This is a genomic window from Pseudomonas sp. 39004 (genome assembly GCF_028682155.1).
GTDB lineage: Bacteria > Pseudomonadota > Gammaproteobacteria > Pseudomonadales > Pseudomonadaceae > Aquipseudomonas > Aquipseudomonas capeferrum.
The window spans coordinates 1-15,861 of the sequence record NZ_JANIAG010000135.1 but is presented as its reverse complement, the minus strand read 5'-3'; the positions used below and the strand labels follow the sequence as shown (position 1 = coordinate 15,861).

The 15,861-nt window shown below is 63.3% G+C and carries 11 protein-coding genes; all 11 read right to left on the bottom strand.

The features are described from left to right. Position 1 precedes the first annotated feature (1 nt). On the bottom strand, positions 2 to 2,479 hold the full coding sequence (locus NP534_RS20165) for a TonB-dependent siderophore receptor (RefSeq protein ID WP_274099863.1): 2,478 nt from the start codon (positions 2,477 to 2,479) through the stop codon (positions 2 to 4). 96 nt (positions 2,480 to 2,575) lie between these two features. Continuing rightward, complete coding sequence (locus NP534_RS20160) at positions 2,576 to 3,541, bottom strand: FecR domain-containing protein (protein WP_274099862.1); 966 nt, start codon at positions 3,539 to 3,541, stop codon at positions 2,576 to 2,578. Continuing rightward, positions 3,538 to 4,053, bottom strand: a complete 516-nt coding sequence (locus NP534_RS20155) for a sigma-70 family RNA polymerase sigma factor (protein ID WP_274099861.1) — start codon at positions 4,051 to 4,053, stop codon at positions 3,538 to 3,540. The genes NP534_RS20160 and NP534_RS20155 overlap by 4 nt, the downstream gene beginning before the upstream one ends. A gap of 117 nt (positions 4,054 to 4,170) precedes the next feature. Then, positions 4,171 to 5,505, bottom strand: coding sequence for a di-heme oxidoreductase family protein (locus tag NP534_RS20150; RefSeq protein ID WP_274099860.1), 1,335 nt, complete (start codon positions 5,503 to 5,505; stop codon positions 4,171 to 4,173). Next, a complete protein-coding gene (locus NP534_RS20145) occupies positions 5,502 to 6,803 on the bottom strand; it encodes an ABC transporter substrate-binding protein (RefSeq protein ID WP_274099859.1) in 1,302 nt (433 codons plus the stop codon). The genes NP534_RS20150 and NP534_RS20145 overlap by 4 nt, the downstream gene beginning before the upstream one ends. Then, the gene (locus NP534_RS20140; RefSeq protein ID WP_274099858.1) at positions 6,790 to 8,832 is read right to left on the bottom strand and encodes a TonB-dependent receptor plug domain-containing protein; all 2,043 of its coding nucleotides are present in this window, start codon (positions 8,830 to 8,832) and stop codon (positions 6,790 to 6,792) included. Before NP534_RS20140 ends, NP534_RS20145 begins: the two co-directional genes overlap by 14 nt. A 286-nt stretch (positions 8,833 to 9,118) precedes the next feature. Further along, positions 9,119 to 10,729, bottom strand: coding sequence for an ABC transporter ATP-binding protein (locus tag NP534_RS20135; RefSeq protein ID WP_274099857.1), 1,611 nt, complete (start codon positions 10,727 to 10,729; stop codon positions 9,119 to 9,121). A gap of 1 nt (position 10,730) precedes the next feature. Then, a complete protein-coding gene (locus NP534_RS20130) occupies positions 10,731 to 11,750 on the bottom strand; it encodes an ABC transporter permease (RefSeq protein WP_033699218.1) in 1,020 nt (339 codons plus the stop codon). Position 11,751: 1 nt separating this feature from the next. Beyond that, positions 11,752 to 12,825: a microcin C ABC transporter permease YejB gene (locus tag NP534_RS20125; RefSeq protein ID WP_033699217.1), complete on the bottom strand. Its 1,074-nt coding sequence runs from the start codon at positions 12,823 to 12,825 to the stop codon at positions 11,752 to 11,754. Between the two features lies 1 nt (position 12,826). Then, on the bottom strand, positions 12,827 to 14,662 hold the full coding sequence (locus NP534_RS20120; protein ID WP_274099856.1) for an extracellular solute-binding protein: 1,836 nt from the start codon (positions 14,660 to 14,662) through the stop codon (positions 12,827 to 12,829). Further along, on the bottom strand, positions 14,659 to 15,861 hold a 1,203-nt coding region (locus NP534_RS20115; protein WP_274099855.1), incomplete at its 5' end, for an extracellular solute-binding protein. The genes NP534_RS20120 and NP534_RS20115, both read right to left, overlap by 4 nt.

The window sequence follows — 15,861 nt, the reverse complement described above, 5'->3', positions numbered from 1 at the left end:
CTCAAAAGCTGGCCTTCACCGACACCATGAAATTACGCGGTTCCCCATAGTAGTTGCCAAAGGTCTCTGTCCCGATGCTGGCGTAATAGCGCTTGTCGAACAGGTTGTTGCCGTTAAGCGCCACCGACCAGGTCTCATCGATCCGATACCCGATCCGCCCGTTCCACACCGCATACCCCGCCTGGCTGATCTTCTCGCCACTGGCCGGCGAAAGCCGGAAGTTGTCACTTTGCGCATTCACCCCGGCGCCAATGCTGACCCGCTCCAACGCACCCCCCAAGGTGTACTCACCCCACAAGCGCAACACATGGCGAGGCACATAGCTGTTGAACGCCGCGCCATTCAAACTGCTGTCGATATCATCTAGCGTCTTGGTCTGGGTATAGGTGTACCCCGCCAGCAACTGCAGCCGCTCGATCACTTCACCGCTGAGCTCGGCCTCGAACCCTTGGGCACGCACCCGGCCGGCGTTCACGTAGCAATAACCATCGGATGACGGGCAAGACGAGTTGAAGTCGGTTTGCGCCTGGTCTTTCTGAATGGTGCGGAACAGGTTGAAGGCGCCGTTCAAACGGCCGTCGTACCAGGCACCCTTGATCCCCAGCTCATAGCTCTGGCCCACCAGTGGTTTGAGTGTGGAGCCGTCTTCTGCCCGGTAGTTGCCTTGCGGGGTGAAGATGTCCGAATAGCTGGCGTAGGCCGTCAGGTTCTCGTTCAGGTCCAGCAGCACGCCGGCAAACGGTGTGACCTGCCCGGTCTCACGGGTGTTGGAGGGCTGCGATTCACCGCTTCTGATGAAGACGGAATCCGTCTTGGAGTCGTACCAGCTCACCCGGCCACCGACCACCACGGTCAACGGGTCGGCCAGTTTCAAGCGCAGGGTCGAGTAGAGGCCCTTTTGCGTGGTCTTGGTCTTGACCGGCCCGCCGCGCGACGAGTTTTCGATGAAGTAACTGTCATCGGGCTCTGGGATGAACTTGTCGGGGTTGAACACATTCTGGCGCTGCGGCAGAAACGCTACCGAATAGAAGTCGTCCTTGTTCGAGCGGCTGGCGTTCATGCCCAGCACCAGTTCATGTTGCTGGCCGAACGCGTCGAACTTGCCATCCAGGTAGGCGTCCAGGCCGTAGTCGACCTGGTCGTAGTCATACATGCTGCCCAGCATGCCGGTGGTGTCGATGCCGGGCGTTACCGCGCCCGAAGCGAACGCGTACTTGATGTCCTGGGTGTTCTTTGTATAAACACTGGCAACCTTGAGCTTCCAGTCTTCATTGACCTGGTGGGTGAGGTCGCTGAACACGGTCGTGCGCTTGCTGCGCCAGGTGTTCCAGGAGGGGTCGAGGCAGGTCGAGCGGCTGAGGTTGAGGTCGCTGCGGTCCTTGTAGCGCGGCAGGCCACCCCAGCACGGGTTGGCGTCGACATCTTCATAGGCAACGCCCAGCCCCAGGGTCGTGTCGGGGCTCAGGTCGAAGTCGAGCGCGCCGTAATACACCTGGTCCTTGCGGTTGGCGTCGTCTACAAAATAGTGCCGGCTCTGCTCGGCCACCACCGCCCGGCCACGCAGGGTGCCGGCCGCGTTCAGCGGGCCACCGGTGTCGATCTGCCCGCGGTAGTTGTCCCAGCTGCCACCGGACAAGGTGATGTCGGTATGCGCATCGGCAAGGCCACGCTTGCGCACGAAGTTCACCCCGCCTGCGGTGCCGCCCGAGCCCTTCATCATGCCTGCAGCGCCGCGCAGCACTTCGACCCGGTCGTAATACGCCATGTCACTGCTGAAGCTGTCGGCCTGGACATACAGGTTGCCCATGTCCAACGGCACGCCGTCGTACTGGTACTGGCCCGACATGCGGAACCCGCGCGAATAGAAGTATTTGCCGCCCATGGTCGAGTCGTACACGGTAATGCCCGGCGTCTTCTCCATGACCTGGTCGATGGTGTAGAGGTTCTGGTCGTCCATCATCTTGCGCGTCATCACCGTGACCGATTGCGGCGTCTCCTTCAGCGAGTGCTCGCCCTTGCCGATGGTCACCGCGCCGGTGGTGTACGAGCCGCTGTTTTCAGTGGTCGCGCCCAGCACCTGGCCGGTGATGTTGGTGGCCCCCAGCTCCATCGCCGAACCCGAAGACGGCACGGCCCGCAGCACATAGGTACCGTTTGACTGCGGCTCGGCCTGCAGGCCGCTGCCTGCCAGAATCTGGGTGAAGCCTTCGCTGACACCGAATGCCCCTTTGAGCCCTGCGCTGTGCAAGCCGTCTGTCTGCTTGGCATCGAACGACAGCGCAGCCCCCGCTGCACTGGCATAGCGGCTGAGCACTTCGGTCAGGCTGCCCCCGGCAATGTCGAACGTCCTGACGCCGTTCTGCTGCACCGGCACCTGTGCCGCGAACGTGATCGTGGGCCAGGCACCTGCAGTGGTTGCCGCCAACAGCCCGATTTTTACCGCCGTCGCCAGACGACCACGCTTGAACACTCCAGACATGCCAATCCTCCCCCAGAAAACGATCAATGAATCCCATTGGGGGATGAGCCGAACGATGCGAACAAAAAGTGCAAAAGCGCCGGAAGTTTTTTCAACTCACAGCGCCAGTGGGCTGTCAGGCGGTGCCACGTTGACCCAAAAACGGCTGAAGCGCGTGACGCGCAGCGCAAAGCCGCTTTCCAGCGCCGCCAGCGCTCGGTCGGTGTCATCGATGGGGAATGCGCCCGAGACCTTCAATTGCGCAATGCGCGGATCGCAGCGCAGCACCCCGGTGCGATAGCGCGACAGGTCGGCAAGCAGTTCGGCCAAGGGGCGATCGAGGGCAATGATGCTGCCTTGCTGCCAGGCCCCCACAGACGCGTCGTTGCGCCGTAGTGCCCCCACCGAGCGGTCAGAAAAGGCAATGGATTGCCCAGCCTCCACACGCACGGCCAGAGCACCGCTGGCCGCCCTGACTTCCACCGCTTTTTCGAGGACCGCCACTTCACCGCCCAGCGCTTGGGCGCGCACGATAAAGCGCGTGCCCAGCGCGCGTACCTGGCCATGCCGGGTGCGCACCGTGAACGGCCGTTGCGCGGGGTCGACAGCAGTGGTGACCAGAATCTCACCGCGCAGCAGTTCCAGCACCCGTTGCTGGCCGTCGTACTTGAGGTTCACCGATGTGTCGGTGTTGAGCAGCAGCGAGCTGCCATCGGCCAGGCGAAATGCGCGGCGTTCACCCACCGCAGTGCGGTAGTCGGCAAACTGTTGCTGGGCAGTGTCGCTGCGCCAACCCAGCCAGCCCAGCGACGTCGCCGGCACCAGCACGACCACACTGCGCAGCAACTGGCGCCGAGAGCGCTCGGCACCGCGCAGGGCAGGTGCCGCCAGGGCGCCGGGCACGCTTGTCAGCTGCTCGCCCACGGCGGCCATGCGTTGCCAGGCTTGGCGGTGAACCGGGTCGGCAACCAGCCAGTCGTTCCAAGCGCGGCGGTCGGCATCGGTTGCGATGCCCGAATGAAGCCTTGCGTACCAGCGGGCGGCGACGCTGATGGCTTGCAACTCGGCAGGCGAAAGGCTCATGCCTGTTGCAACTGCATCAAGCAGCAGTGCTCCATGGCCTTGGCCATGTAGTTGTTGACGCTGCGTACGCTGATGTTCAGTTGCTCGGCAATCTGCGGGTAGGTCAGGCCATCGAACTGCGACAGCATGAACACTTGCTTGACCTTGGTGCCAAGCCCTTGCAGCAGGCGGTCGATTTCCACCAGTGCCTGCAACAAAATCGCCTGTTCCTCCAGCGAAGGCTGCAGCGCTTCGGGCAAGCTAGCCAAGGCCTCCAGGTAGGCTTGCTCCAGTGAACGCCGGCGGATCAGATCGATCAGCAGGCCTTTGGCGATTCTCGACAGGTAGGGGCGCGGCTCGCGGATGTCCAGCGCACTGCGTGCCTTGATCACCCGCACGAAGGTGTCTTGCGTCAGGTCGGCGGCATCGAACGCATTGCCCAGGCGCTTGCGCAGCCAGCCATTGAGCCAGCCGTGGTGCTCGCAGTACAGCTCGTTGACGGCGCTATGCAGGGATAGATCGTTGGCGGACATGGTGATGGAATAGTTCGCGAGTGGTAATGAATCTTATTGTCGTGCGGCCTGTGGTTGCTTTGCAAGCGCCGCGCGGCTGACGAATGTGTCTTTGCCCTCCACGAACGGGTCGCTGCCCTACAGCGATTGAAGAAACGCACGAATCGCCTGGCGCGCCTGGGCACCGAGCGCTACGTAGCGTTGCCGGGCTGTTTCCGCCTCGCCGCCATGCCAGACGATGGCCTCCTCCAAAGTGCGCGCGCGGCCATCGTGCAGGTAACCACTGCCGGGGTTGATCCGTTCGCTGAGGCCAAGGCCCCACAGCGCAGCAGTGCGCCATTGCCGGCCGTTGGCGAGATAATCCTCACGGCCATCGGCCAGGCCTGCCCCCATGTCATGCAGCAAAAGGTCGGTGTACGGCGCAATGTGTTGCTGTGTCAGCACCGGATAAAGCGGGTGCTTGCCGGTGACCAGCGCGGGGCGATGGCAGGCGGTGCAGCCGATGGCAGAAAACAGCTTTTCGCCCTGCATGACTGCTGGCTCGGTCTGTTGTCGACGGGCTGGTGCGGCCAGGTGAGCGAGGTAGAAGTGCAGGTCGCCGAGCTGCAGCGCGTCCAGCTCGGGGTCGCCGCCCCACGCCGCGTGGGCGCAGGCCTGTTGAGTGGGCGTGCAGTTTTGCTCCGTGGCCAGCGTCGAGGTGATGCCAAGGTCGCCAAGCATGGCGTGGGCGATCTGTTGGCGCAGGTCTGGCTGGTTGGCCTTGAGGCCAAAACGACCGGCCTCGGCGCGTTGTCGCTCGACGCTCCACACCGCGTTGACGTGCCCCGTCACGCCGTCGGGTTTGGCCTCAGAGGCCATGGCACGCAGGGTGCTCTCGTCAATGGCCTCCAGCAAACCGAGGCCGAATACTGGCGGGCCCACCCTTGCCGAGGTCAACACCGCATCCATCGGCCCATAGGCCAGCTCGCGCAGCTCGACCTTGGGCTTGCGCAGCATCACGGTTTCGCCGTCGCCCAGCTGCACCGCATGTTCTTGCCAGTAGACATGGGCGCGCCCTTCACCCGGCACGCCTGGCACACCCAGTTCGTTGAGCTGGTCACCATAGACCGGGTGCGGCTTTGGCCCACCCTGGGCAACGTGCCCGGGCAGCGACAAGCGCAGCAGCATGCTGCGCATCGGCTGGCCCTGCTCCGGCGCCTGTCCGCGCCCATTCTTGGGGTGGCAGGCGATGCACGAAACCCGGTTGTACAGCGGCCCAAGGCCATCCACTGCTTCGTCTCGGGACGGTGCAACCACCCAGGCCTGACGGAACAGGCTGCGCCCGCGGAAGAAGCGTTCCAGCTGGCCTTCGTCCAGCCCGGCGAATGGCTGAGCAAAGGCTTCACGGTGGGTCGCCGTGTGCGTGGTATCGGCGCTGGCGAGCAGGCTCGTCAGCAAACCGATCGATAACCCGGCAGCGCGCAGGGCGGTCACTGGCCCAGACCATCAAGCAGACGGGACGCCTCTGCCCGGTGACGCGCGGCATTGAACTGCCAGGTGATTTCCCGGCGGCCGAGTTCGTCCTGGTCGCTTGCCGGCGCTTGCGTCATGCCGTTGTCCTGGCGTGCTGCGAACAGTGCCAGTAGCGGCTTCGCCTCGGACTGCTCGGCATCCAGTGGCGGCGCGGTCAGGTGCTGGCGTATGGCGCTGACGTCCAGCCCAGCCGCTTCGGCCGCGTGCAGTCGAGCCCAGAGCGCGCTCAATGCTTCGTGGGGCATGCCCAGCCATTGGGTAAACAGCGAGCTGACCAGTGCCAGGCGCTCACGTGAGCTGCCGTTGCCATAGTCATAGGCGCCGAGGCCCGCAGCAACGAACGGGTCATGGTAGTCCGCCGGCAAATGCTGGTAGACACTGGTGCGCACGGGCAGTTTGCGGATGTCCGCATCGGCCAACAGCCCCTGGCCCGTTTCGGACAGCACGAACTGAGTAAACGTCTTGGCACCGGCCAACGCCTGGCTGTGGGCGGTAATGGCGATGAACGCCGGGTTTAGGCCGCCATGCGCCGGGTAGACGAAGTCCACCGGCTCGCCATTGGCCTTGGCCGAGGCGACGAAGAAATCAATCGACAAGCCTACCGCTGCGCGCCCGCTGGTCACTTCATCACTGACCAGGGTGCCGCCGCGCGTCACCAGGCGCGCCTGGCCGGCCAGCTCGCTCCAGATGGCCCAGCCGCGCTCCCAGCCATAGGCACGCAACACGATATCCAGCAGTACCGGCGCAAAGCCGACCCGGCCAGGGTCTGGAAGCGCAATGCGTCCGCGCAAGCGGGGGTCGAGCAAGTCGGGCCAGTCCCGCGGTGTCGGCACCCCCAATTGGCCCAGCGCCGTGGCGTTGATGGCAAAGCCATACCCCGCCAATTCGGTAGCCTGGTACAGGTGCTGAGGGTCACGCAGTGCCAAACCACCGATCTGTGCGGGCAAGCCCTTCAGGTTGACCCCCAAGGGTTGCCAGCTGCCCGCTTTCGCCAACCGGGCGAAGTTGCCGGGTGAGGGTGCCCAATAGACATCGACACCGCCCTGCCTGGCTTGCAACAGATAGGGCAGGGCATCGAAGCCCTGCCGCCAAAGGATCTGCAGACGGTACTGCGGGTGGGCTTGGGCAAACCCATCCTCGATGCGCGTCATCACTTCCTCGGGGTAGCTGGTCATGACCACCACAGTCTGTGGGGCAGCGCTCAGCAGCGTGCTGAGGGTCAGCAGCAGGCCTGCCAGCCAGCGGTTACAGCGGCGCATTGAATTGCACGAAGTATTGGCGGCCCATTTCAGGGTAACCCTCGCTGTACTCATACAACCGGTCGAACAGGTTGCGCACGCCGCCCTCGATCAACACGTCGTTGCTGAACCGGTACCCGCTCTTGAGGTTGTACACGGCGTAGCCTGGTGCCATTTGATTGCCGTCCGAGGTGTTGTAGCGACGCGATGCGGCCTCCACGCTGGCGGTGTGTTGCCAGGCGGCCAGATGCCAGGAGGCCGAGCCGAAGAAGCTGTGGCGTGGGGTGTCGGTGGGGTGCAAATCGCGGTTGCTGAGGTTCTTGCGGTCAAGCCAGGTGTAGTTGGCCGCCAGTTCCCAATCCCCCAGGTCGCCGTTGATGCCAAGTTCGACGCCCTGGTTTCGCGCCTTGGCGATGTTCTGGTACTGGCCACAGGGCGCGGCGCAGTTCGCCTGTGCGGGCACCGTAACGTTCTGGATGGAGTCTTCGATGTTGGCAACGAACAGCGCCGCATCGAGCTTCCATTGTGGGGCCACCTGGCCGCTGTAGCCGAGCTCGTAGTGGGTCGCTCGCTCGGACTTCAGGTCCGGGCTGGGGATGACGGTGCCAAAGCGTGTCGAGTAGCGATCCTTGATGGTCGCGAAGCGGCTTTTGCGTGCAACCGTCAGGCGCAGCTGGCCGTTGTCGTCGGTGCCCAGCAGCGGGTTGGTATTGGCGAACAGGCCCAGCTGCGCGTTGACGGCGTCGTTGCTGCCGGTGGGTTCGTCGTAGAGCATGGGCCGCGACGGCGAGCTGGCGTTGGTGCCGTAATTCTGTGCGTCCAGGCTCTTGCGGTAGTTATAGGAGATGCCGCCGACCACGCTGAATATCTCGTTCAGGCGCAGGGTGTCTTCCAGGGCAATCGACTGGGTCTGGTCACGGAAATAGGTCTGGGGGTTGGCGCCATCGCGGGAACGGTGCACATCGTCCTTGAAGTGGTAGGCAATGCCCAGGCGGTTGGCCTCGCTCAACGCCAGATCACCCTCTACCGAAAAGCCGCTGCTCTCGTCATCGTATTTGCTGGGGAAACCCGGCTGCAACGCTCCGACCACGCCGTTGCGATAGGTGTAACTCTCCAGCGAGTTCTTGAAGGTGTCGTGGTAAACGCGGGTTTTCAGGGCGTGCTCGCCGAAGCCGGTCTTGGTGGCGATGAACACACTGGTGTTGTCTGAGCGCGGCCACTCCCACCAACGCGCACGTTGGCCGGTCGTTGGCAGGTCGCCGGCGTAGGTTGGCTGGCCCTTGCGCCCTTCCTGCTGAACGTAGCCGAGCACGTACTCATCGGTTTCGTTGGGTGTGAAGCCAAGTTTGAAGCTGAATTTGCTGTCGCGGTGGTTACTGTTCTCGCGGCGCCCCGGGCCTTGCTGGCTATTGGTCGGTTTGAAGTCATCGGGCAGCAGGGTGTAGTCGTAATCGATATACGATACCCCACCCTGAACCCACCACAGGCCCTGGTTGGAACCTACGTTGGCGTAACTGCGGTAGGCGTTCACGTTGCCGTGGTCGGTGAGTTCCAGCCCGCCACCCACTTCGCCTTCGAACGCATCCGTCGGGCGACGGGTGATCAGGTTGATCGCCCCGCCCAGGGTGTTGGGCCCGTACAGCAGCGAGGCGAAGCCCTTGTCCACCTGGATGCGCGACAGGTCGTAGGTGGTGAAGCGGCCGAGGTCGATGTTGCCGTCATAAGGCACGTAGGTGGGGATGCCGTCGATGAACACCGGCACCTGCAGGCGATCGAAGCCACGCACGAAAACCACCTGCTCGGCGCGACCGCCGATGTACCCGAGGTTGACCCCAGGGGCCAGGGTCAGTGCGCTGCCGACGGTTTCGCGATCGTGCAGCCGAATGTCTTTCAAGTCGACGACGCTACCCCCCGTGGACAGCGTTTCGTCCCGTGGTGCGGAAATCTGGATTTCGCCGAGGGTGAAGGTGTTTTTCTCTTCGGCGAGGACAGGCTGTGCACCGAGGGCTGCGACGGCAACCATCAAGGTACGCGGTGATAGCGGCTTCATTACTGCTCCTTTGTCGGCCATGGCGTTGGCGGTGCCTGGCGACGTTATATATTGTTGTATATAGCGATAGGCGAGTCTTGGCTGATCACGGCCTCCCCAGGACGTGATCAGCCAGCGCTCGAAAATAATGATGGGATGGCAGAAGGCCAACCGCGACGAATCCTAGCGTTGTTTACCGGTCGTTACAACGCTATATACCAAAATGTATAACGATGGGTTGGCGGGGCCGCCTCAGGCGTGATCTGGCCGCAACGGGCAATGTTCTGGGGGATTTTGCTGCTTGAGGTCAACCTGATGTGTCAACTTCCAAAAACGCCGCCTCCAGCAACTGCCGCGTATACGCATGCTGCGGCGCATGGAAGATGGCCTGCGCATCCCCTTGCTCCACCACCTGCCCCTGCTTGATCACCATCAGCTGATGGCTCAACGCCTTGACCACTGCCAGGTCGTGGCTGATGAACAGGTAGGTCAGGTTGTACTTCTGCTGCAGGCTGCGCAGCAACTCCACCACCTGCCGCTGCACCGTCCGGTCCAGCGCCGACGTCGGTTCATCCAGCAGAATCAACGCCGGCTTCAACACCAGCGCCCGTGCAATCGCAATGCGCTGGCGCTGGCCACCGGAGAACTCGTGCGGGTAGCGGTGCCGGGTGCGCGGGTCCAGCCCCACTTCCTCCAGCGCCGCAATGATCGCCGCCTCTTGCTCTTCAGCCGTACCGATGCGGTGAATCCGTAGCCCTTCGCCCACGATGTCCGCCACGCACATGCGTGGGCTCAGGCTGCCGAACGGGTCCTGGAACACCACCTGCATCTGCCGCCGCAGCGGGCGCACTTCCTTCTGGTTCAACCCTTCGAGGTGCTGGCCATGAAAGCGAATGCCGCCCTGGCTCGAAATCAACCGCAAGATGGCCAGCCCGAGTGTCGATTTGCCCGAGCCACTCTCACCGACAATCCCCAGCGTCTGCCCCTGGGGCAAGCTGAAGTTGATACCGTCCACCGCCTTCACATGGTCAACCGTGCGCCGCAAGAAGCCTTTCTTGATCGGGAACCAGACCTTGAGGTCATCGACTTCAAGCAACGGCGCACCGACGGGGTTGTGGGCAGGCTGGCCGCTCGGTTCGGCATTGATCAGCATCTGCGTGTAGTGATGCTGCGGCGCACTGAACAGCGTCGCGCAATCGGCCTGCTCGACAATCTGCCCACGTTGCATCACGCACACGCGGTGGGCGATCCGCCGCACCAGGTTGAGGTCATGGCTGATCAACAGCAGCGCCATCCCCAGCCGCGCCTGCAGTTCCTTGAGCAGGTCGAGAATCTTCAACTGCACGGTCACATCCAGCGCCGTGGTCGGTTCATCGGCAATCAACAGCTCCGGCTCGTTGGCCAGCGCCATGGCGATCATCACCCGCTGGCGCTGGCCGCCCGACAGTTCATGGGGCAGTGCCTTGAGGCGTTTGTGGGGGTCGGGAATGCCCACCAGCTCGAGCAGTTCCAGGGTTCGTGCGGTGGCTTGCTTGCCGGTCAGGCCCTTGTGCAGCAAGAGGATCTCGTTGATCTGCTTCTCGATGCAGTGCAAGGGGTTCAGCGAGGTCATCGGCTCCTGGAAGATCATCGCAATGCGGTTGCCACGAATATGCCGCAGGGCCTTCTCGCTCTGCTGCAGCAGGTCCTTGCCCTCGTAGCGGATGCTGCCGCTGGGGTGGCGGGCGAGGGGGTAGGGCAGCAGGCGCAGGATCGAGTGGGCGGTCACCGACTTGCCCGAGCCGCTCTCGCCGACCAGGGCCAGGGTCTCGCCCTTGCGGATGTCGAAGCTGATGCCGTCGACCACGCGGTTGACCTGCTCGCCGGTGACGAACTCCACCGCAAGATCACGCACTTCGATCAGGTTGTGTTCGCTCATGTCATTTCCTTGGGTCGAAGGCATCGCGGGCGGATTCACCGATGAACACCAGCAAGCTCAGCATCACCGCCAGCACGGCGAAAGCACTGATGCCAAGCCACGGCGCCTGCAGGTTGGATTTGCCCTGGGCGACCAGCTCGCCCAGCGACGGCGAGCCGGCGGGCAGGCCGAAGCCGAGGAAGTCCAGGGCGGTCAGCGTGCCGATGGCGCCCGTGAGGATGAACGGCATGAAGGTCATGGTCGAGATCATCGCGTTGGGCAGGATGTGCCGGTACATGATTGCGCCGTTGCGCATGCCCAGGGCGCGGGCGGCGCGCACGTACTCGAGGTTGCGGCCACGCAGGAACTCGGCGCGCACCACGTCCACCAGGCTCATCCACGAGAACAGCAGCATGATCCCCAGCAGCCACCAGAAGTTGGGCTGCACGAAACTGGCGAGGATGATCAGCAGGTACAGCACCGGCAACCCCGACCAGATCTCCAGGAAGCGCTGGCCGGCAAGGTCCACCCAGCCCCCGTAGAACCCCTGCAGGGCGCCGGCGATGACGCCGATGATGGAGCTGAGGATGGTCAGCGTCAGGGCGAACAGCACTGAAACGCGGAAACCGTAGATCACTCGCGCCATCACATCGCGGCCCTGGTCGTCGGTGCCCAGCCAATTGTCCGCCGAAGGTGGGGCCGGCGCCGGCACCTTGAGGTCGTAGTTGATGCTCTGGTAGCTGAACGGGATCGGCGCCCACAGCACGAAGCTGTCCTTGTTGGCCAGCAGCTCGCGGATGTACGGGCTTTTGTAGTTGGCTTCCAGCGGGAACTCGCCGCCGAAGGTCGTCTCTGGGTAGCGCTTGAAGGCGGGGAAGTACCACTCGCCGTCGTAGCGCACGGCAATCGGTTTGTCGTTGGCGATCAGCTCGGCACCCAGGCTCAGGCCGAACAGGATGAGGAACAGCCACAACGACCACCAACCTCGGCGGTTGGCCTTGAAGCGCTCGAAGCGCCGGCGGTTGAGAGGGGACAAGGCCATGTCAGTGCTCCCGGCTGGCGAAGTCGATGCGTGGATCGACCAGGGTGTAGGTCAGGTCGCCGATCAGTTTCACCACCAGCCCGAGCAGGGTGAAGATGAACAGGGTGCCGAAGACCACCGGGTAGTCGCGGTTGATCGCCGCCTCGAAGCTCATCAGGCCCAGGCCGTCGAGCGAGAAGATCACCTCGATCAGCAGCGAGCCTGTGAAGAAGATGCCGATGAAGGCCGAAGGGAAGCCGGCGATCACCAGCAGCATGGCGTTACGGAACACATGCCCGTACAGCACCCGTGAGCGGCTCAGGCCCTTGGCCTTGGCGGTGACCACGTACTGCTTGTTGATCTCGTCGAGGAAGCTGTTTTTGGTCAGCAGGGTCATGGTGGCGAAGTTGCCGATGACCAGCGCGGTGATGGGCAATACCAGGTGCCAGAAGTAGTCCAGCACCTTGCCGGTGGTGGACAGCTCGTCGAAGTTGTTCGAGGTCAGCCCGCGCAGCGGGAACCAGTCGAAGTAACTGCCGCCGGCGAACAGCACGATCAGCAGGATGGCGAACAGGAACGCCGGGATGGCATAGCCGACGATGATCGCCGAGCTGGTCCAGACATCGAAGTGGCTGCCGTGGCGCACGGCTTTTGCGATGCCTAAGGGGATAGACACCAGGTACATGATCAGCGTGCTCCACAACCCCAGCGAGATCGATACCGGCATCTTCTCGATGATCAGGTCGATGACCTTGGCATCGCGGAAGAAGCTGTCGCCGAAGTCCAGCTGGGCGTAGTTCTTGACCATGATCCACAGGCGTTCGGGCGGCGATTTGTCGAAGCCGTACATGCGCTCGATCTCGGCGACCAATGCCGGGTCCAGGCCCTGGGCGCCGCGGTAGCTGGAGCCGGCCACGGATACTTCGGCACCGCCACCCGCGATGCGGCTAGTGGCGCCTTCGAAGCCTTCGAGCTTGGCGATCATCTGCTCGACCGGGCCGCCAGGCGCGGCCTGGACGATGATGAAGTTGATGACCAGGATGCCGAACAGGGTCGGGATGATCAGCAGCAGGCGGCGCAGAATATAGGCCAGCATCTCAGTTGGCCTCGGCCGGGGTGGCGTCGCTGACAGCCGGGGTCACGCCGGGCTTGATCCACCAGGTGTCGATGCCGATGTCGTACTTGGGCGACACCTTGGGATGGCCGATGTGGTTCCAGTAGGCCACGCGCCAGGTCTTGATGTGCCAGTTGGGGATCACGTAGTAGCCCCACAGCAGTACCTGGTCGAGTGCGCGCGCATGGTTGATCAGGCTCTGGCGTGATTCGGCATTGATCAGCTGCTCAACCAACTGGTCGATGGCCGGGTCGCGCAGGCCGATGAAGTTGCGGCTGCCAGGGTTGTCGGCAGCGGCACTGGACCAGAACTCGCGCTGTTCGTTGCCCGGCGAATTGGACTGCGGGTAGCCCCCGACGATCATGTCGAAGTCACGCGAGCGCAGGCGGGTGATGTACTGCGAAACGTCGACCCGGCGGATGTTCAGGTCAATGCCCAGGTCGGCGAGGTTGCGCTTGAACGGCAGCAGGATGCGCTCGAACTCGGTCTGGGCCAGCAGAAACTCGATGGTCACCGGCTTGCCGTCCTTGTCGACCATCTTGTCGTCGACGATCTTCCAGCCGGCGTCCTGCAGCAGCTTGTAGGCCTGGCGCTGCTGTTCGCGGATCATGCCGCTGGCGTCGGTGACCGGGTTGTGGAAGGCCTCGCTATAGACCTGCTCGGGCACTTTGCCGCGCAGCGGTTCGAGAATTTTCAGCTCGTCAGGCGTGGGCACGCCCCGGGCGGCCATGTCGGAGTTTTCGAAGTAGCTGCCGGTGCGGGTGTAGGCGCCGTTGAACAGCTGCTTGTTGGTCCACTCGAAGTCCAGCAGCAGGCTTAGCGCCTGGCGCACGCGGATGTCCTGGAACACCGGTTTGCGCAGGTTGAAAATGAAGCCCTGCATGCCGGTGGGGTTGCCGTTGGGCAGCTCTTCCTTGATCAGGCGGCCATCGCGGACCGCCGGGACGTTGTAGGCGGTGGCCCAGTTTTTTGCGCTGACCTCCAGCGCATAGTCGAACGCCCCGGCCTTCAATGCCTCCAGTGCGACGGCCGTGTCGCGGTAGGAGTCGAAGGTCATGGCATCGAAGTTGAACTGGCCGCGGTTGATCGGCAGGTCCTTGGCCCAGTAGTCCTTGACCCGCTCGTAGCGGATGGTGCGCCCGGCCTTGACCTCGGCGACCTTGTACGGGCCGCTGCCCAGGGGGATCTCCAGGTTGCCGCGGTTGAACTCGCGGCTTTCGTACCAGTGCTTGGGCAGTACCGGCAGTTGGCCCAGAATCAGCGGCAGTTCGCGGTTGTTCTGGTGCTTGAACTTGAACAGCACCCGTAGCGGGTCTTCGGCGACCACTTCGGCGACGTCGCCGTAGTATTGGCGGTACAGCGGTGCGCCGTCCTTGATCAGGGCGTTGAAGGTGAACACCACATCCTCAGCGCGCATCGGGTGGCCGTCATGGAAGCGGGCTTCGGGGCGCAGGTAGAAGCGTACCCAGCTGTTGTCCGGGGCCTTTTCGATCTTGCCGGCGACCAGGCCGTATTCGGTGAACGGCTCGTCCAGGCTCTGGCGCATCAACGTGTCGTAGATGACGCTGATGTTCTCGGCCGACACGCCCTTGTTGATGAACGGGTTGAGGCTGTCGAAGCCACCGAAGCTGGACTGGCGGAAGGTGCCGCCCTTGGGGGCATCCGGGTTGACGTAGTCGAAGTGCTGGAAGTTGGCCGGGTACTTGGGCGCCTCGTCGTAGAGCGTAAGCGCGTGTTGCGGCGCGGCCATGGCCGGAAGGCTCAGGCAGGCCAGCAGCAGGCTGCCGGCCAGCCGGCGCAGGCGGTGCGTTGGCATCATTGGGCTTTCTCCGAAGTCTTGATCCACCAGCTGTTCAGCCCGAGGGTATAGGGCGGCGTGGTGACAAAGGCGAACCGGTTGCGGTAGGCCAGGCGGTGGTTGTCGAGGTACCAGTTGGGGATCATGTAGTACTGCCATGAAAGCACGCGGTCCAGGGCGCGGGCGGCGGCCACCTGGTCATCGCGGGTGCGCGCAGCGAGCAAGGTGTCGAGCAGGTGGTCGACCACCGGGTCCTTGACCCCAGCATAGTTCTTGCTGCCTTTGGTCGCGGCCTGGCTTGAGTGAAAGTACAGCCACTGTTCGAGGCCTGGGCTCAAGGTCTGGTTCAGGGTCATCAGAATCATGTCGAAATCGAACTGGTCCAGGCGTTGTTTGTACTGGGCGCGGTCCACGGTACGCAAGCGTGCGTCGATACCGATGCTGGACAGATTTTCGACATAAGGTTGCAGGATGCGTTCGAGGTTGGGGTTAACCAGCAGCAGCTCCAGGCGCAGTTGCTGGCCTTTGCTGTCCACCAGGCGCTGGCCGTTCAGCTTCCAGCCGGCTTCGCCAAGCAGGCTCAGGGCCTGGCGCAGGGTCTGGCGGTTGATGCCGCGGCCGTCGGTCTGGCTGACCTTGTAGGGTTCGCTGAACAGTTTTTCCGGCAACTGGTCACGGAACGGTGCCAGCAACAGCCACTCCTTGCCGGTGGGCAGGCCGGTGGCGGCGAATTCGCTGTTGGGGTAATAGCTGGTCGAGCGGCGGTAGGCGCTGCTGAACAGGGCGCGGTTGGTCCACTCGAAGTCGAGCATCAGCCCCAGCGCCTGGCGCACTCGGGGGTCGCTGAAGGCAACCCTGCGGCTGTTCATGAACAGGCCTTGGGTCTGGGTGGGGATGCGGTGCGGGATCTGTGCCTTGATCACATCGCCACGGCGTACAGCCGGGAAGTTGTAGCCATTGGCCCAGTTCTTTGCCTGGTGCTCGATGTAGATGTCGAACTCACCGGCCTTGAACGCCTCGAACGCCACGGTGGCGTCGCGGTAGAACTCGTATTCGACCCGGTTGAAGTTGTACTTGCCGCGGTTGACCGCAAGGTCCTTGCCCCAGTAGTTCTTTACCCGCTCGAACACCAGGCGGCGCCCGGGCAACACCTGGGTGATGCGATAGGGGCCACTGCCCAGCGGCGGCTCGAAGGTGGTGGCCTTGAAGTCGCGGCCTTG

Bases quoted from the DNA above. Each gene is read 5' to 3' on its own strand.
- NP534_RS20165 (WP_274099863.1), bottom strand. From the start codon at position 2,479: ATGTCTGGAGTGTTCAAGCGTGGTCGTCTGGCGACGGCGGTAAAAATC.
- NP534_RS20160 (WP_274099862.1), bottom strand. From the start codon at position 3,541: ATGAGCCTTTCGCCTGCCGAGTTGCAAGCCATCAGCGTCGCCGCCCGC.
- NP534_RS20155 (WP_274099861.1), bottom strand. From the start codon at position 4,053: ATGTCCGCCAACGATCTATCCCTGCATAGCGCCGTCAACGAGCTGTAC.
- NP534_RS20145 (WP_274099859.1), bottom strand. From the start codon at position 6,803: ATGCGCCGCTGTAACCGCTGGCTGGCAGGCCTGCTGCTGACCCTCAGC.
- NP534_RS20140 (WP_274099858.1), bottom strand. From the start codon at position 8,832: ATGAAGCCGCTATCACCGCGTACCTTGATGGTTGCCGTCGCAGCCCTC.
- NP534_RS20135 (WP_274099857.1), bottom strand. From the start codon at position 10,729: ATGAGCGAACACAACCTGATCGAAGTGCGTGATCTTGCGGTGGAGTTC.
- NP534_RS20130 (WP_033699218.1), bottom strand. From the start codon at position 11,750: ATGGCCTTGTCCCCTCTCAACCGCCGGCGCTTCGAGCGCTTCAAGGCC.
- NP534_RS20125 (WP_033699217.1), bottom strand. From the start codon at position 12,825: ATGCTGGCCTATATTCTGCGCCGCCTGCTGCTGATCATCCCGACCCTG.
- NP534_RS20120 (WP_274099856.1), bottom strand. From the start codon at position 14,662: ATGATGCCAACGCACCGCCTGCGCCGGCTGGCCGGCAGCCTGCTGCTG.